Origin of the sequence: Metapseudomonas otitidis (assembly GCF_011397855.1) — a bacterium.
GTDB lineage: Bacteria > Pseudomonadota > Gammaproteobacteria > Pseudomonadales > Pseudomonadaceae > Metapseudomonas > Metapseudomonas otitidis.
In genome coordinates this window covers 3,925,825-3,940,883 of record NZ_AP022642.1, presented here as the reverse complement: position 1 = coordinate 3,940,883, position 15,059 = coordinate 3,925,825, and the positions used below count along the sequence as shown (strand labels likewise).

At 68.0% G+C, this 15,059-nt stretch carries 18 protein-coding genes and 1 pseudogene; 16 read left to right on the top strand and 3 right to left on the bottom strand.

Annotated features, from left to right (window positions below):
• The first annotated feature begins 74 nt into the window (after window positions 1–74).
• From PotMrB4_RS18075 to PotMrB4_RS18065, 3 genes and pseudogenes are all read left to right on the top strand, one after another.
• Window positions 75–554, top strand: a complete 480-nt coding sequence (locus tag PotMrB4_RS18075) for a chemotaxis protein CheW (protein WP_044408061.1) — start codon at window positions 75–77, stop codon at window positions 552–554.
• A 4-nt stretch (window positions 555–558) separates the two neighbouring features.
• On the top strand, window positions 559–966 hold the full coding sequence (locus PotMrB4_RS18070; RefSeq protein WP_082078272.1) for a DUF2802 domain-containing protein: 408 nt from the start codon (window positions 559–561) through the stop codon (window positions 964–966).
• Window positions 967–1,069: 103 nt separating this feature from the next.
• Window positions 1,070–1,498: pseudogene (locus PotMrB4_RS18065) on the top strand (rhodanese-like domain-containing protein).
• Here the strand turns inward: PotMrB4_RS18065 and PotMrB4_RS18060 are convergent.
• Complete coding sequence (locus PotMrB4_RS18060; protein ID WP_044408052.1) at window positions 1,488–1,820, bottom strand: EscU/YscU/HrcU family type III secretion system export apparatus switch protein; 333 nt, start codon at window positions 1,818–1,820, stop codon at window positions 1,488–1,490. The pseudogene PotMrB4_RS18065 and the gene PotMrB4_RS18060 overlap by 11 nt on opposite strands.
• On the bottom strand, window positions 1,817–3,364 hold the full coding sequence (gene fliK / locus PotMrB4_RS18055; protein WP_172434122.1) for a flagellar hook-length control protein FliK: 1,548 nt from the start codon (window positions 3,362–3,364) through the stop codon (window positions 1,817–1,819). Before fliK ends, PotMrB4_RS18060 begins: the two co-directional genes overlap by 4 nt.
• 148 nt (window positions 3,365–3,512) lie before the next feature.
• Between fliK and ccmA the strand changes: the two genes are divergently transcribed.
• The 11 genes from ccmA (at window position 3,513) to PotMrB4_RS18000 (ending at window position 11,524) form a co-directional block, all read left to right on the top strand.
• Window positions 3,513–4,148, top strand: coding sequence for a cytochrome c biogenesis heme-transporting ATPase CcmA (ccmA, locus tag PotMrB4_RS18050; RefSeq protein ID WP_074968105.1), 636 nt, complete (start codon window positions 3,513–3,515; stop codon window positions 4,146–4,148).
• The gene (gene ccmB / locus PotMrB4_RS18045; protein ID WP_044408044.1) at window positions 4,145–4,816 is read left to right on the top strand and encodes a heme exporter protein CcmB; all 672 of its coding nucleotides are present in this window, start codon (window positions 4,145–4,147) and stop codon (window positions 4,814–4,816) included. The genes ccmA and ccmB overlap by 4 nt, the downstream gene beginning before the upstream one ends.
• 71 nt (window positions 4,817–4,887) lie before the next feature.
• On the top strand, window positions 4,888–5,643 hold the full coding sequence (locus PotMrB4_RS18040; protein WP_074968104.1) for a heme ABC transporter permease: 756 nt from the start codon (window positions 4,888–4,890) through the stop codon (window positions 5,641–5,643).
• Entirely contained in the window at window positions 5,640–5,816 is a 177-nt protein-coding gene (gene ccmD / locus PotMrB4_RS18035; protein ID WP_172434121.1) for a heme exporter protein CcmD, read from the top strand. The genes PotMrB4_RS18040 and ccmD overlap by 4 nt, the downstream gene beginning before the upstream one ends.
• Window positions 5,813–6,262 (top strand): cytochrome c maturation protein CcmE, encoded by a 450-nt coding sequence (gene ccmE / locus PotMrB4_RS18030; RefSeq protein ID WP_044408035.1) that lies wholly within the window; start codon window positions 5,813–5,815, stop codon window positions 6,260–6,262. The genes ccmD and ccmE overlap by 4 nt, the downstream gene beginning before the upstream one ends.
• 3 nt (window positions 6,263–6,265) lie before the next feature.
• Complete coding sequence (locus PotMrB4_RS18025) at window positions 6,266–8,239, top strand: heme lyase CcmF/NrfE family subunit (protein WP_172434120.1); 1,974 nt, start codon at window positions 6,266–6,268, stop codon at window positions 8,237–8,239.
• Window positions 8,236–8,772 carry a DsbE family thiol:disulfide interchange protein gene (locus tag PotMrB4_RS18020; protein WP_172434119.1) on the top strand — a complete coding sequence of 179 codons (537 nt, stop codon included), beginning with the start codon at window positions 8,236–8,238 and terminating at the stop codon, window positions 8,770–8,772. Before PotMrB4_RS18025 ends, PotMrB4_RS18020 begins: the two co-directional genes overlap by 4 nt.
• On the top strand, window positions 8,769–9,254 hold the full coding sequence (locus PotMrB4_RS18015) for a cytochrome c-type biogenesis protein (protein ID WP_044408026.1): 486 nt from the start codon (window positions 8,769–8,771) through the stop codon (window positions 9,252–9,254). The genes PotMrB4_RS18020 and PotMrB4_RS18015 overlap by 4 nt, the downstream gene beginning before the upstream one ends.
• On the top strand, window positions 9,254–10,462 hold the full coding sequence (gene ccmI / locus PotMrB4_RS18010; RefSeq protein WP_074968100.1) for a c-type cytochrome biogenesis protein CcmI: 1,209 nt from the start codon (window positions 9,254–9,256) through the stop codon (window positions 10,460–10,462). The genes PotMrB4_RS18015 and ccmI overlap by 1 nt, the downstream gene beginning before the upstream one ends.
• A 185-nt stretch (window positions 10,463–10,647) precedes the next feature.
• Entirely contained in the window at window positions 10,648–10,869 is a 222-nt protein-coding gene (locus PotMrB4_RS28455; protein WP_082078183.1) for a hypothetical protein, read from the top strand.
• A 91-nt stretch (window positions 10,870–10,960) separates the two neighbouring features.
• Window positions 10,961–11,524: a DUF4124 domain-containing protein gene (locus tag PotMrB4_RS18000; RefSeq protein ID WP_172434118.1), complete on the top strand. Its 564-nt coding sequence runs from the start codon at window positions 10,961–10,963 to the stop codon at window positions 11,522–11,524.
• Window positions 11,525–11,546: 22 nt separating this feature from the next.
• On the opposite strand, the gene PotMrB4_RS17995 is transcribed toward PotMrB4_RS18000, so the two are convergent.
• Entirely contained in the window at window positions 11,547–12,350 is an 804-nt protein-coding gene (locus PotMrB4_RS17995; protein ID WP_172434117.1) for a helix-turn-helix transcriptional regulator, read from the bottom strand.
• 199 nt (window positions 12,351–12,549) lie between these two features.
• On the opposite strand from PotMrB4_RS17995, the gene PotMrB4_RS17990 reads away from it, so the two are divergent.
• Together PotMrB4_RS17990 and PotMrB4_RS17985 are read left to right on the top strand one after the other, a co-directional pair.
• Window positions 12,550–13,914, top strand: coding sequence for an APC family permease (locus PotMrB4_RS17990; RefSeq protein ID WP_044404260.1), 1,365 nt, complete (start codon window positions 12,550–12,552; stop codon window positions 13,912–13,914).
• Between the two features lie 16 nt (window positions 13,915–13,930).
• Window positions 13,931–15,025, top strand: a complete 1,095-nt coding sequence (locus PotMrB4_RS17985; protein ID WP_172434116.1) for a DmpA family aminopeptidase — start codon at window positions 13,931–13,933, stop codon at window positions 15,023–15,025.
• Window positions 15,026–15,059 lie beyond the last annotated feature (34 nt).

Genomic DNA, 15,059 nt, shown 5'->3' with positions numbered 1-15,059 from the left:
GGGGCGCCGGATTCGCAACAAGGCGGTCAACCCGCATTCGCCGCCCCGCGCGGTACAAGAAGAGGCTAGGGAACATGAAGAAATCGTCAGGGCAAGGTTCCGAAGATCCCATCCTGCAGTGGGTGACTTTCCGCCTGGACAATGAAACCTACGGCATCAACGTGATGCAGGTGCAGGAAGTCCTGCGCTACACCGAGATCGCGCCGGTGCCGGGGGCTCCCAGCTACGTCCTGGGCATCATCAACCTGCGTGGCAACGTGGTGACGGTGATCGATACCCGCCAGCGCTTCGGCCTGGATTCCGCGCCGGTCACCGACAACACCCGCATCGTCATCATCGAGGCGGACAAGCAGGTGGTGGGCATCCTCGTCGACAGCGTCGCCGAAGTGGTCTACCTGCGTCAGTCCGAGGTCGAGACCGCGCCCAACGTGGGCAACGAGGAGTCGGCCAAGTTCATCCAGGGCGTCTGCAACAAGAACGGCGAGCTGCTGATCCTGGTCGAGCTGGACAAGATGATGAGCGAAGAAGAGTGGTCGGAGCTGGAGAGCATCTGACGTGCTGATCGAGATCGCGCTGCTGGTCCTGGCGGTCGCCTGTGCGGCGCTCGCCTTCGCCTGCGTGCGATTGCGCCGGCAGCAGCTGGAGCTCGCCCAGGAACAGGCCAAGCGCGAAGCGGCTCGAGACCAGCGGCTGAAGGAACTGGCCCGCCGTCTCGATGCCTACCTCAGCGGCAGCATCCGCATGGGGGAGGAGTTGCACGAGCTGCGCCGGGTGGTGGCGCCGCTGCCCGACAAGGTCAGCCAGATCGAGCAGCGCGACCCCAGCAGCATCTCCTTCACCCAAGCCGCACGTCTTGCGGGCATGGGGGCGAGCGTCGACGACCTCACTCATTCCTGTGGGCTCAGCAAGGCCGAGGCGGAACTGGTCAGCAAGCTCCAGCTCGCGCGCAAGCAGGCCCAGAGCTGATGCGCGCCCGGTTCTAAGCCCCGCCTGCCATCTAACCAATCACTCCAAGTCGGCACTTCTGCCCGGACTAGGCTCTAACCAGGCCCACCGAGCGGAGTTGCCCATGCGCCTGGCTCACCTGTTGCTCTTGCTCCTCTTGCCGCTGGCCCAGGCGGAGGAGGCGCCCCTGCATGTTGCGGGAGCGACGACTGTCAACGTGCTGCAGGCCAAGCGGCTGTTCGACTACGGCGCCCTGTTCATCGACGTCCGGCCGGACCGGGAGTGGAGCTGGGGCCACGTTCACTGAGCCGTGCACCTGGACCTGACCGACCGCTTCGCCGGCCTGGCCATGCCCCAGTGGCCGCGGCATGTGCCGCTGGTGATCTACTGCGACAGCGACGTCTACCCGCGCGGGGCGCTGGCGGCGCAATTGGCAGTTGGGTGGGGGTATCGCCAGGTCTTCTATTTCCGTGACGGCTACTTCGCCTGGCAATTGCTGGACTTCCCCCAAGGCAAGGGCATGGAGGGTGAGGTGCTGGCGCTCAGCCCTTAGGGCCCTCCAGCAGCGGCAGGCCTGGCGTCACGTCCCGGGTGGCGTCGGGGTCGAAGCCCGCCGGGCATTTGCCCTTCAGGTACCAGGCAAAGGCGATGATCTCGGCCAGCGTGCGGTACAGCGCCTCGGGGATGGCCTCGCCCAGTTCCATCCGCGCCAGCAGGCGGACCAGCTCAGCGTTCTCGTAGATCGGCACCTCGTACTCGCGGGCGATGGCGAGGATCGCCTCGGCCAGCTCGTCGTCACCCTTGGCGGTCAGGTTCGGTGCACTGACCCCGTCATAGGAGAGGGCAATCGCCTGGCGGCGTTCGGTCTGTTTCATGCCGTCTCATCCACCCAGCGTTGCTGCAGGGTCGTGCGTGGGCCTTGGGGCGGCGTGCCTTGCTGGCAGGCCAGTTCACCCACTTCCAGCCCGGCGGCCACCAGCCGCTCACGCAGATTGCCCAGTTCGCTGTCGATGAAGCGTGCCGTGGCGGCTCGTTCCGCCCACAGTTGGCTGGAGATCGAACCGCGCAGCAGCTGCGCCTGGACCTGCAATGGGCCCAAGGGAGCGATATCGAACGCCAGTTCGATACGCCAGAGGTTTTCCTTCTGCTCGTCCTTGCGCCGTTGCTGCTGGGCCTGACGCTCTTCCTGCTGGATCTTGATCTGCAGCGGGACGATTTCCTGCTGGTTGCGCATCGGCAGCTCCAGCTGCCAGGTGGTGACCAGGTTGCCCTCCGGGGTCATCTGCGACTGCGCCAGGCTGGAGAGCTGGTGGGTCTGCAGGCGCGAGACGGCTGCCGCCGCCAGCTTCAGCAAGGTTTCCAGGTCGCCTTCCTCCTGTGCGGCCTGGGCCAGGCGGGAGGGAAGGGGGAAGCTCAGTGCCTGCTGGCGCGAGCTGGCCTGGCCGAGGGAGCCCAGTGCGTTGCGGATGAAGGCCGGCAGGGCCTGGGCCATGGCGTTGCTGGCGCCAGCGGTGGGCAGCGCCGCCGGTGCGTTGGGCAGTTCGGGCAGCAACTGGGCGATCAGGCGCAGCAGGTTGCCCTTCAGGTCCTGCCCGGTGGCGGCGCCGTGACCGGCCAGCAGGCGTGCCTCCAAAAGCGCACCGCTGTTCTCCATGGCCTTGGCCAGTTGCTTGGCGTCGCTCAGCTGGCCGGGGCCGGGCAGTGAGCCCAGCAGGCGCTCCACGGCGTTGCGCAGGTTCGGTGGCAGGTCCGGGTCGAGTTCGGCAAGGGCGCCGAACAGGCCCTCCAGGGAACCCTGGCGCGACACCTGGTTGTTCAACTGCTGGCTGAGGGCCAACTGGTCCAGGCGATTGCTCAGCGGGATGAAGCGCAGGGACTGGTCGCCCTGGACCTGGGCGCTGAGCAGGCTGCCGACCGGCAGCGGTTGCGGGCTGTCGACAGCCAATTGGCGGCCTGCCAGCGGCGTGTTGATCAGGTTGATCAGGGTGCGATAGACGGTCGCCTTCGCCTCGGCGAGCTGTTCGCTGGCGACCACCTTGCCCTGGATCAGCGTGCCGATCGGCACCTGCTCCAGGTCCAGGCTGTCCAGCGGCAGGGCACCGGCCGACTGCAGGGCCACCATCAGGCGGCTGTCCGAAAGGGCCGTGACGTTCACCAGCGAGCCCTGGCTCAGGGGGCGCGTGCTGGTGGCTTCCAGCGTTGCCTGCTGGCCGCTGCCCAGGCTCAGGCGCAGCATCACCTGGAAGCTGTTCTGCGCGGTTTCCTTGACGCTGACCACCTCGGCCTCGGCGCTGTCGCCAGCCGCCAGCAGGCCATTGGATGGTTGCAGCAGCTTCAGCGCGGCATCTGCTACAGCCTGCGCCGCCCGGCTGGCGGTGGGCACGGAAGCGATGGGGCGCGAAGTGCTGATCTCGGTCATCAAAGGGTTACAACCTGTTGAAAAAGCCCCCTTCGGGGCTGGGGATGACATGTATAATGCCGCCCCGTCCGGGCTGGCGGTGGAGCGCGATTCCAGTATAGCGGCCGGCGACCCCATCACTTGAGTTCCCCGCAGGGTATCCGCTGACGTGACCAGTCCCTACCTCCAGACCCTCGACCTCGCCTGCGAGCGTGATTGGCGGATGCTCTTCGAAGGGCTGGACCTGGCGCTCGAACCCGGGGAAATGCTGCAGATCAGTGGGCCGAACGGCAGTGGCAAGACCAGCCTGCTGCGCCTGCTCTGCGGCCTGATGCAACCCACTTCCGGCGAGATCCTGCTGAAAGGCGTCGCCCTCGGTCGGCAGCGTGCCGAACTGGCCCGCGAGCTGCTGTGGATCGGCCATGCCGCCGGCATCAAGGGCCTGCTCACCCCGGAAGAGAACCTGACCTGGCTCTGCGCCCTGCACCAGAGCGCCGAGCGCGAGGCGATCTGGGAAGCGCTGGCCGCCGTCGGGCTGCGTGGATTCGAGGACGTTCCCAGCCACACCCTCTCCGCTGGCCAGCAGCGCCGCGTCGCCCTGGCGCGGCTCTACCTCGATCCGCCGCCGCTGTGGATCCTCGACGAACCCTACACCGCACTCGACAAGCAGGGCGTCGCCCAGCTCGAGGCGCACCTGGCCGGGCACTGCGAGCGTGGCGGCCTGGTGGTGTTCACCACCCACCACAGCCCCGCCCACCTGCCGGCGGGCTACCGTGAACTGGACCTGGGACGACGTGCGGCATGAGATCGGTCTTCACCCTGGTCATGGCCCGCGAAGCGCGCCTGCTGTTCCGTCGCCCTGCCGAGCTGGCCAACCCCCTGGTGTTCTTCGCCATCGTCATCGCCCTGTTCCCCCTGGCGGTCGGTCCCGAGAGCCAATTGTTGCAAACCCTTTCACCGGGGCTGGTCTGGGTAGCGGCCCTGTTGGCCGTCCTGCTCTCGCTGGACGGGCTTTTCCGCAGTGATTTCGAGGACGGCTCGCTGGAACAGTGGGTCGTTTCGCCGCACCCCCTGCCGCTTCTGGTCCTGGCCAAGGTGCTGGCACACTGGCTTTTCTCCGGACTGGCGCTGGTCCTGCTGGCGCCGCTGCTGGCGCTGATGCTGGGCCTGCCCGCCCGCTGCCTGCCGGTGCTGCTCGGCTCCCTGCTGCTGGGCACGCCGGTGTTGAGCCTGCTGGGTGCGGTGGGTGCCGCGCTGACCGTTGGTCTCAAGCGCGGCGGCCTGCTTCTCGCGCTGCTGATACTGCCGCTGTACATCCCCGTGCTGATTCTCGGCAGCGGGGCCCTGCAAGCGGCCCTGCAAGGATTGCCGGCTGTCGGCCACCTGTTGTGGCTGGGCTGCCTCACCGCCCTGGCGGTGACCCTGACTCCCTTTGCCATAGCCGCTGGCCTGACCATCAGCGTCGGCGAATAACGAACAAGAGTTGCCTTGATGAGAGAACTGCCGATGTCCGCACAGGCCTCCGTGCCCAGCAGGTGGGCCCGATGAACTGGACCTGGTTCCACAAGCTGGGTTCGCCGAAATGGTTCTACGAGATCAGTGGCCGCTGGCTCCCCTGGTTCGCCGTCGGTGCTGCCCTGCTGATCACTGTCGGTACCGTCTGGGGCCTGGCTTTCGCGCCGCCGGACTACCAGCAGGGCAACAGCTTCCGGATCATCTACATCCACGTCCCGGCCGCCTTCCTGGCCCAGTCCTGCTACGTCATGCTCGCCGTCTGCGGTGTGGTCGGGCTGGTCTGGAAGATGAAGCTGGCCGACGTCGCCCTACAGGCCGCCGCGCCGGTAGGCGCCTGGATGACCTTCATCGCCCTGGTGACCGGTGCCGTGTGGGGCAAGCCGACCTGGGGTGCCTGGTGGGTGTGGGATGCCCGACTGACGTCGATGCTCATCCTCCTGTTCCTGTACTTCGGTGTGATTGCACTGGGCCAGGCCATCAGCAATCGTGACAGCGCCGCCAAGGCCTGCGCGGTGCTGGCCATCGTCGGGGTCATCAACATCCCGATCATCAAGTACTCGGTGGAGTGGTGGAACACCCTGCACCAGCCGGCCACCTTCACCGTCACCGAGAAGCCGGCCATGCCCGCCGAAATGTGGGTGCCGCTGCTGCTGATGGTGCTGGGCTTCTACTGCTTCTTCGGCGCCGTGGTGCTGATGCGCATGCGCCTCGAAGTCCTGCGTCGCGAGGCCCGCGCCGCCTGGGTGCGCAACGAGGTGAAGGCCCTGGTGGAGAAGGCATCGTGAGTTTTGCAACGTTCGGCGAGTTCCTCGCCATGGGCCACCACGGCCTGTACGTCTGGAGCGCCTACGGCATCAGCCTGCTGGTCCTGGCGCTCAACGTCGCGCTGCCGGTCGCAGCCCGGCGTCGCTACCTGAAAGAAGAGGCGCGCCGTCTGCGCCGGGAGGAAGGCAAGTGAATCCGATCCGCAAGAAGCGCCTGTTCATCATCCTGGCCATCCTCGCCGGGGTGGGGATCGCCGTGGCGCTGGCGTTGTCGGCGCTGCAGCAGAACATCAACCTGTTCTACACCCCCACCCAGATCGCCAACGGCGAAGCCCCCCAGGACACGCGCATCCGCGCCGGCGGCATGGTGGCCGAAGGCTCGGTCAAGCGCACCGGCGACTCCCTCGACGTGGAGTTCGTGGTCACCGACTTCGCCAAGAGCGTCACCATCCGCTACCACGGCATCCTCCCCGACCTGTTCCGCGAAGGGCAGGGCATCGTCGCCCTGGGCAAGCTGGACGGGCAGGGCGTGCTGGTGGCTGACGAGGTACTGGCCAAGCACGACGAAAAGTACATGCCGCCGGAGGTCACCAAGGCCCTCAAGGAAAGCGGCAACCTGCCTGAGAAGAAAGAGGGCTGATCGATGATTCCCGAACTCGGCCACCTGGCCCTGATCCTCGCCCTGTGCATGGCTGCCGTGCAGGCCACCCTGCCGATGATCGGCGCCTGGCGCGGCGACCGGCAGTGGATGAGCCTGGCGCAACCGGCTGCCTGGGGGCAGTTCGCCTTCCTGGCATTCTCCTTCGGCTGCCTCACCTGGGCGTTCATGAGCGACGATTTCTCGGTCGCCTACGTCGCCAGCAACTCCAACAGCGCGCTGCCCTGGTACTACAAGTTCAGTGCCGTATGGGGCGCCCACGAGGGCTCGCTGCTGCTCTGGGCGCTGATCCTCGGTGGCTGGACCTTCGCCGTCTCGGTGTTCTCCCGGCAACTGCCCGAGGTGATGCTGGCCCGCGTCCTGGGCGTGATGGGCATGATCAGCATCGGCTTCCTGTCGTTCCTGATCATCACCTCCAACCCCTTCAAGCGCCTGCTGCCGAACATGCCGGCCGACGGCAACGACCTGAACCCGCTGCTGCAGGACTTCGGCCTGATCGTCCATCCGCCGATGCTCTACATGGGCTACGTCGGCTTCTCGGTGGCCTTCGCCTTCGCCATCGCCGCGCTGCTCGGCGGTCGCCTGGACGCCGCCTGGGCGCGCTGGTCGCGCCCGTGGACCATCATCGCCTGGGCCTTCCTCAGCGTCGGCATCGTGCTCGGCTCCTGGTGGGCCTACTACGAACTCGGCTGGGGCGGCTGGTGGTTCTGGGACCCGGTGGAGAACGCTTCCTTCATGCCCTGGCTGGTGGGCACCGCGCTGATCCACTCCCTGGCCGTCACCGAGAAGCGTGGCGTGTTCAAGAGCTGGACCGTGCTGCTGGCCATCGCCGCCTTCTCCCTCAGCCTGCTGGGTACCTTCCTGGTCCGTTCCGGCGTGCTCACCTCGGTGCATGCCTTCGCCGCCGACCCGGAGCGGGGCGTGTTCATCCTCGGCTTCCTGCTGGCCGTGGTGGGCAGCTCGCTGACCCTGTTCGCCATCCGCGCGCCGGTGGTCAAGAGCCAGGTGGGCTTCGCCCTCTGGTCCCGCGAGACGCTGCTGCTGGTCAACAACCTGGTGCTGGTGGTGACCGCCGCCATGATCCTGCTGGGCACCCTCTACCCGCTGGTGCTGGACGCGCTGTCCGGCGCCAAGCTCTCCGTTGGCCCGCCGTACTTCAATGCCCTGTTCCTGCCGCTGATGGCCCTGCTGATGGTGGTGATCGCCGTGGGCGTGCTGGTGCGCTGGAAGGACACCCCGGTGAAGTGGCTGGTGGGCATGCTCGGCCCGGTGCTGGTGGGCAGCCTGGTGCTGGGTGTGCTCGCAGCGTTCGTCCTGGGGGATTTCCACTGGGCGGTGCTGGCGGTTGGCTGCCTGTCCGCCTGGGTGCTGCTGGCCGGCGTTCGCGACCTGCTCGACAAGACCCGCCACAAGGGCCTGTTCAAGGGCGCCCGCAGCCTGACCCGCAGCTACTGGGGCATGCAGCTGGCCCACGCCGGCATCGCCGTGTGTGCCCTCGGCGTCGTGCTCTCCAGCCAGTACAGCGCCGAGCGTGACCTGCGCCTGTCCCCCGGCGAGTCGGTGGAACTGGGCGGCTACCGCTTCGTGTTCGAGGGCGCAGCCCACCACGAAGGCCCCAACTTCACCTCCGACAAGGGCACCGTCCGTGTCCTCGACGGTGATCGGCAGATCGCCGTGCTGCACCCGGAGAAGCGCCTGTACACCGTGCAGCAGTCGATGATGACCGAGGCCGGCATCGACGCCGGCTTCACCCGCGACCTCTACGTCGCCCTCGGCGAGCCCCTGGGTGATGGCGCCTGGGCCGTGCGCGTGCACGTCAAACCGTTCGTCCGCTGGATCTGGCTCGGCGGCCTGCTGATGGGCCTGGGCGGCGTCCTGGCGGCATTCGACCCGCGCTACCGGGTCAAGGTGAAGACCCGGGTGCGTGACGCCCTGGGCCTGGCTGGAGCTCAAGCATGAAGCGCCTGATCCTGTTGCTGCCGCTGGCGATCTTCCTCGGCGTGGCGGTGTTCCTCTACCGCGGGTTGTTCCTCGACCCCGCCGAGCTGCCCTCGGCGCTGATCGGCAAACCCTTCCCCGCGTTCAGCCTGCCAGCCGTGGATGGCGCACGGACCCTCAGCGAGGCCGACCTCAAGGGCAAGCCCGCGCTGGTCAACGTCTGGGGCACCTGGTGCATCTCCTGCCGGGTCGAGCACCCGGTGCTGAACAAGCTGTCGCAGATGGGCGTGACCATCTACGGCGTCAACTACAAGGACGACAACGCCGCCGCCCTCAAATGGCTGAAGGAGTTCCACAACCCTTACCAGTTGGACATCCGCGACGAGCAGGGCAGTCTCGGCCTGGACCTGGGCGTCTACGGCGCCCCCGAGACCTTCCTGATCGACAAGGACGGCGTCATCCGCCACAAGTTCGTCGGCGTGATCGACGAGGTCGTCTGGCGTGAGCAGCTGGCGCCGCTGTACCAGTCCCTGGTCGACGAGGCCGGCCAATGAAGCGCCTGCTCGCCACCCTGGCCCTCGGCCTTGCCCTCACCGGCGTCGCCCGCGCGGCCATCGACACCTACGAGTTCCGTGACGAAGCCGAGCGCGAGCGCTTCCGTGTGCTCACCGAAGAACTGCGCTGCCCCAAGTGCCAGAACCAGAACATCGCCGACTCCAACGCCCCCATCGCCACCGACCTGCGCCGCGAGATCTACCGCATGCTCGAAGCGGGCAAGAGCAATGACGAGATCGTCGACTTCCTGGTGGCCCGCTACGGCGACTTCGTGCGCTACAAGCCCCCGGTGAACGGCCGCACGCTGCTGCTCTGGTACGGCCCGGCGGGCCTGCTGGCCGGCGGCCTGCTGGTGCTCGGGGTGATCGTGCTGCGCCGTCGCCGCGTCGAGAACGCGCCGGGTGATGCACTGCTTTCCAGCGATGAGCGCGCCCGTCTGGATGCGCTGCTCAATCAAGAGACTCAGGACAAGAACCGCTGATGATCGATTTCTGGCTCGCCGCCGGCCTGCTGCTGCTGGTCGCCCTGGCATTCCTGCTGATTCCCGTGCTGCGCGGCCGCAAGGCCCAGGCCGAGGAAGACCGAACCGCCCTCAACGTCGCCCTGTACCAGGAGCGCCTGGCCGAACTGCAGGCCCAGCACGAGGCCGGCACCCTCACCGAGGCCCAGCTGGAGGCCGGTCGCGCCGAAGCGGCCCGCGAACTGCTGGCCGATACCGAGGGCGCCGCCGCTGACCGCAGCGCCCGCCTGGGGCGCGCTTTGCCGCTGCTCGCCGCACTGCTGGTTCCGGCCCTCGGCCTTGGCCTGTATGCCCACTGGGGTTCCAGCGACAAGGTCCAGCTGGCCCGCGAAATGCGCGAACAGCCGCGCACCATCGAGGAAATGACCGCGCGCCTGGAAAAGGCCGTGCAGGCCCAGCCGGATTCCGCCGAAGGCTGGTACTTCCTCGGCCGTACCTACATGGCCCAGGAGCGCCCGGTCGATGCCGCCAAGGCCTACGAGCGCGCGGTGCAGATCGCCGGCCGTCAGCCCGAGCTGCTCGGCCAGTGGGCCCAGGCGCTGTACTTCGCCAGCCAGAAGCGTTTCACCCCTGAAGTCCAGGCGTTGACCGAGGACGCCCTCAAGGCGGACCCCAACGAGGTCACCAGCCTGGGCCTTCTGGGCATCGCCGGTTTCGAGGAAGGCCGCTTCAAGGACGCCATCGGCTACTGGGAACGCCTGATCGCCGTGCTGCCCCAGGACGACCCGTCCCGCGCTGCCCTGCAAGGCGGGATCGACCGGGCCCGCGAGCGGCTGGCCGAGAACGGCGAAACCCTGCCCGAGCGCGAGACGCTCACCAAGTCCATGCCGCAGCTGAAGGTCCGCGTCGACCTGGCCGCCGCACTGAAGGACAAGGTGCAGCCGGGCGACACGGTGTTCATCTTCGCCCGCGCCGCCGAAGGCCCGCCCATGCCGCTGGCCGTCAAGCGCCTGACGGTGAAGGACCTGCCGGCCGAGGTGGTGCTCAGCGACGCCGACGCGATGATGCCGCAGCTGAAGATCTCCAACTTCCCGCAGGTGCAACTGGTCGCCCGTGTATCCCGCGAAGGCAATGCCAAGAGCGGTGAATGGATCGGACGCGGCCCGGCGTTGTCTAGTGCTACCGAGGATCCGCAGCAGTTGACCATCGACAGCCCGGATCAGCCCTGACAACCCCATCGGAGCCGGCGGCCATGCACGCGACCCTTCGACTGTCCCTGGCCTGCCTGCTCGTCACCCTGGCCGGCTGTACCCTCCGGCCTCCCGCCCCGGCAGGCCAGCCGCCTGCCCAGGGGCCCGCGGCAACACCGCCGCGCGTCACCCCGGCCCCCGCGCCAACACCGCGGGTGACGCGCATGAAGACCCACCCCCGCTATGCCCCGCCACCCGGCGCGGCCTGCTACTGGGACAACACCCTCGGGGTGTACGTGCTGGAAGGGCGGGGCGAGCTCTATTACCGCGAACGCACCTACTACCGCTGGGATGGCGGCTGGAGCTGGTCCAACGGCGCCGACGGCCCCTGGCAGCCCACCGACGCCTCCGGCGTGCCCGCCGGGCTGGGTCGTCGCCATCCGTGACCTGCGTCACAAAGGGCGGCTCGCAGGGCCATGGACAGCATCCGGGCGCTTAGGTAAGTTGCTGGCGTTTTGATATCTCCGGAGCACATGGATGTTCGCTCGCGCCTGCCTGGCCGCCTTGGCCATCGTCCTTTCCCTGCCTGCCAGCGCTCAGGTCTACCAATGGCGAGACGAGCAGGGCCGCGTGCATTTCACCGACACCCCGCCGCCGGAAAGCCGCAACGTCCATGAAGAGAAGCTGCAGGTGAATACCATGCAGGGCCTCGACGACAGCGAGCTGACCTCCCGTTCGAAGTCTTCCAGTGGACTGGACCTGGACGATGAGGACGACCTCAACCCCGGCCAGCTCCAGCAGAAAGGCGTGGTGCAGTGCGCGGCCGCCATCTCGCGCATGCCTTCGCTGATCCGTGAGGCCCAGCAGCTCGGGCGCGAGCGTGTACGCCAGAAGCGCATCACCCAGGCCCAGCTGGACGAGGCTATGTACAAGTTCGACACCGCCTACAAGCTGCTCAAGCGCAACGAGCGGGCCTGTGTGTCCGACTACGTCAAGGGCGGTACGCCGCGCATGGCGGTCAACTGCATGGCCGACACCCGTGACGTGACCAGCTTCGGCCTGTGCATGCAGTTCGCCCAGTGGGCCGACGCCTTCGACTGAGGGGCGGGGCTCACGGCCTGCCTCATGGGTTCTCCGGGTCGTGCCCCAGGGCCTGGATGAACAGCGAGAACAGCTCCGGCTGGGAGGAGATGTCCAGCTTGGCGTAGAGATGCCGGCGGTGGACCTTCACCGTGTCCGGCGAGATGGCCAGCCGCTCCGCCATCGCCTTGCTCGAATAGCCCCGCAGGATCAGCCGGGCGATCTCCAGCTCCCGCTCCGACAACACCCCCGCGCCGAACTGGCTGAGGGCATCGCGCACCTGCGAGGCCACCTGGTCCTGCCTGGCCGGGCCGCGAGCCTGCAGGCGCTGGCGCCAGTGCTGCTGCATCAGCGCCAGCACCCAGGGCGCCACCAGGGCCGCAAGGCCGCATTCCGCCGCATCGAACCGCTTTCGCATGCCCAGTGACAGGGACAGGCTGCCCGCGCCGGGGAGCTGTGCGATGAACTGCACCTCGTCCTCCAGCACGTTGTCGTGGAAGTAGCTGAGGTAGTACTCGCTCTGGCGGAAGTGGTCCGGCGCCACTTCCTCCAGGCGGTAGAAGCCGCTGGGCAGCCCTTCCCGGCACGCCTGGTAGAAGGGGTCGAGCAGGTAGGGCCCGCTGAGGTAGGCCGGCATGGCGGTGGGTGTGCCTTCCGGCTCGGCGTCGTACTCCTCCAGGGGCTGCGGCGCGCCTTGGGTGGGGTAGTAGGCCGCCAGCGCGTTGTCGAACGGCAGCCACTGGTGCAGCAGCAGGATCAGCTGCTTCCAGAACCGCTCGCCGCCGAGGTGCTCGACGGTGCGGCCCAGGCCGGCATGCAGGCCGACCTCCCTGAACAGGCTGTCCATGCGGTGCTCCAGATCGAAAGAGGGGGAGGCCAGCTTGTCCGATCCGCTCCCCCAGCCTCAAGGGGGCGTACGCCAATAGGGTGATTGGCGCACGGCCGGGCCCCGCCCAGAATCGGCCCACCAACCGGCGCCACCAGAAGCGCCACTGCGTACTGCTTGATGTCTGCCTCAATCCCAATAACAACCAGAGGATCAGGATATGAGCGCTTCCACGCCTGCGGGCGGCCGTCTCAAACCCAGTCTCGGCACCGCCGATGTCGTCGCCATCACCGTCTCCGGGGTCACCCCCGCCAGTTCCATCTTCGTGATCGCCCCCTTCGCCATCCAGCAGGCCGGCAGCGGCGCCTTCATGGCCTTCGCCCTGGCCGGCGTGCTGGCCCTGATGTTCGCCTGCTGCTACGCCGAGCTGGGCCGTGCGCACCGCTCGGCCGGCGGCGAGTACGTCTACGCCAAGCGCATCTTCGGTGGGCTGGCCGGCTACGCCACCTTCCTCACGGTGCTGGCCATGCTGCTGTTCATCCCGCCGGTGCTGGCCACCGGCGCCGCCACCTACCTCAACCGCGCGCTGGGCACGGCGTTCGACAGCCAGACGGTGGCGCTGACCATCGTCGTCGCCAGCTACGCGCTGGGCATTCTCAACATCAAGGTCAACGCCTGGGTCACCGGCCTCTGCCTGTTGCTGGAGGTGGCCGCCCTGCTGGTGATCGTCGGCCTGGGCTTCGGCAACCCCAGTCAGCCGGCCAGCGTGCTGCTGCACCCGCAGATCCTCGATGGCGGCGTGCTCCAGGCGGCGCCCATGGCGCTGGTGCTGGGCGCGGTGGGCACGGCGCTGTTCTCCTACAACGGCTACGGCAGCGCGGTGCTGATGGCCGAGGACATGAAATGCGGCGGCCGGGGCGTGCACAAGGCGGTGCTGTGGTCCCTGGTGCTGGTGGTGGTGATCGAGCTGGTGCCGCTCACCGCGTTGATCATCGGCGCGCCCTCGCTGGAGACCCTGATCGCCAGCCCCGACCCCATCGGCTACCTGCTCGCCAGCCTGGGCAACGAGACGCTGTCGCGCTGGGTCAGCGCTGGCATCTTCCTCTCGGTGTTCAACGCCATCGTCGCCATCGTCATCCAGATCGGCCGGGTCATCTTCAGCAGCGGTCGCGACGAGCTGTGGATGCCGACCCTCAACCGCACCTTCACCCGCATTCATCCGCGCTGGGATTCGCCCTGGCTGGCCACGCTGTTCCTTGCTGTGCCCTCGGCGCTGCTCAGCTTCAGCTCCAACCTGGCCGAACTGACTTCGTTCACGGTGCTGCTGATCGTCCTGGTCTACCTGGTGGTGGGGCTGTGCGGCCTGTTCAGCCGGGTGCTGCGGCGTGACCTGGAACACAGCTACCGCATGCCGTTCTGGCCGCTGCCGGCCCTGTTGGCTGCCGGTGGTGCCGCGGCGCTGCTGGTCAACCTGGGCCTGGCGGCCTCCAGCCGGGACCTGCTCATCATCCTCGGGCTGCTGGCCGTCTCGGTGATCTTCTACTGCACCTATGGCAAGTTCAGCCCGGCCTTCCAGAAGCTTTGAACCACAAGGAGTCGCCATGCGCGCGCGTCAATTGGGAATCCGCATCGGCCTGGGTACGCCCGGCCCGCTCAATGCCATCACCGATGTGCCCGGGGTCCGGGTCGGCCACAGCACGCTGGAGGAGGTGCGCGACGGCAAACCGGTGCGCACCGGGGTGACCCTGGTGCAGCCCCGCGAGGGGGCGGCCCGCCAGCAACCCTGCTTCGCCGGCTGCCATGTGCTCAATGGCAACGGTGACGCCACCGGCCTGGAGTGGATCCGCGAGGCGGGCCTGCTGACCACGCCGCTGGCCATCACCAACACCCACAGTGTCGGCGTGGTGCGCGATGCCCTGGTGGCGGCCGAGCGCGAGCAGGCCGGGCAGGCGGTGTACTGGTGCATGCCGGTTGTGATGGAGACCTACGACGGTTTGCTCAACGACATCTGGGGCCAGCACGTCGGCCCCGAGCAGGTGCGCCAGGCCCTGGCCGAGGCGCGCAGCGGTGCCGTGGAGGAGGGCGCCGTGGGGGGTGGCACCGGGATGATCTGTCACGAATTCAAGGGCGGGATCGGCACCGCCTCCCGGCAACTGCCGGCGGAGCAGGGCGGCTGGGCGGTGGGGGCGCTGGTGCAGGCCAACCACGGCGTGCGCCGCGAGCTGCGGGTGGACGGCTACCCGGTGGGGCGCGTGCTGACCGAGATCGAGTCGCCCTTCGCCGAGCGCGACACCCCCGGCATGGGCTCGATCGTGGTGATCATCGCCACCGACGCGCCGCTGCTGCCGCACCAGTGCCAGCGCCTGGCCCAGCGCGCCTCCATCGGCATCGCCCGGACCGGCGGCGGCACCGAGGACTCCAGCGGCGACATCTTCCTGGCCTTCGCCACCGGCAACCGCAACCTGCCGCCGGCGGACTACGCGCGCAAGGACCTGCCGTTCAGCACACCGCTGGCAATGGTCAACAACGACCACATCTCCCCGCTGTTCTCGGCGGCGGCAGAGGCGGTGGAGGAGGCCATCGTCAATGCACTGCTGGCCGGGCGGGCGATGGTCACGGCGGACGGGCGCCGGGTGCCGGCGCTGGAAGGGGATGTGTTGCTGGAGGCGCTGCGCACCCAGGGCTGGCGCGGCTGAAACGACAGGGCCCGGCGCTGGCCGGGCCCTGTTG

Excerpts from the sequence above, each read along its gene's own strand:
- PotMrB4_RS28455 (WP_082078183.1), top strand. The coding sequence starts at position 10,648 with ATGAAGACCCACCCCCGCTATGCCCCGCCACCCGGCGCGGCCTGCTAC.
- PotMrB4_RS18015 (WP_044408026.1), top strand. The coding sequence starts at position 8,769 with ATGAAGCGCCTGCTCGCCACCCTGGCCCTCGGCCTTGCCCTCACCGGC.
- PotMrB4_RS18020 (WP_172434119.1), top strand. The coding sequence starts at position 8,236 with ATGAAGCGCCTGATCCTGTTGCTGCCGCTGGCGATCTTCCTCGGCGTG.
- PotMrB4_RS17990 (WP_044404260.1), top strand. The coding sequence starts at position 12,550 with ATGAGCGCTTCCACGCCTGCGGGCGGCCGTCTCAAACCCAGTCTCGGC.
- PotMrB4_RS18025 (WP_172434120.1), top strand. The coding sequence starts at position 6,266 with ATGATTCCCGAACTCGGCCACCTGGCCCTGATCCTCGCCCTGTGCATG.
- PotMrB4_RS17985 (WP_172434116.1), top strand. The coding sequence starts at position 13,931 with ATGCGCGCGCGTCAATTGGGAATCCGCATCGGCCTGGGTACGCCCGGC.
- PotMrB4_RS18000 (WP_172434118.1), top strand. The coding sequence starts at position 10,961 with ATGTTCGCTCGCGCCTGCCTGGCCGCCTTGGCCATCGTCCTTTCCCTG.
- fliK (WP_172434122.1), bottom strand. The coding sequence starts at position 3,364 with ATGACCGAGATCAGCACTTCGCGCCCCATCGCTTCCGTGCCCACCGCC.
- PotMrB4_RS18075 (WP_044408061.1), top strand. The coding sequence starts at position 75 with ATGAAGAAATCGTCAGGGCAAGGTTCCGAAGATCCCATCCTGCAGTGG.
- PotMrB4_RS18060 (WP_044408052.1), bottom strand. The coding sequence starts at position 1,820 with ATGAAACAGACCGAACGCCGCCAGGCGATTGCCCTCTCCTATGACGGG.
- PotMrB4_RS18040 (WP_074968104.1), top strand. The coding sequence starts at position 4,888 with ATGAACTGGACCTGGTTCCACAAGCTGGGTTCGCCGAAATGGTTCTAC.
- ccmB (WP_044408044.1), top strand. The coding sequence starts at position 4,145 with ATGAGATCGGTCTTCACCCTGGTCATGGCCCGCGAAGCGCGCCTGCTG.
- PotMrB4_RS17995 (WP_172434117.1), bottom strand. The coding sequence starts at position 12,350 with ATGGACAGCCTGTTCAGGGAGGTCGGCCTGCATGCCGGCCTGGGCCGC.
- ccmI (WP_074968100.1), top strand. The coding sequence starts at position 9,254 with ATGATCGATTTCTGGCTCGCCGCCGGCCTGCTGCTGCTGGTCGCCCTG.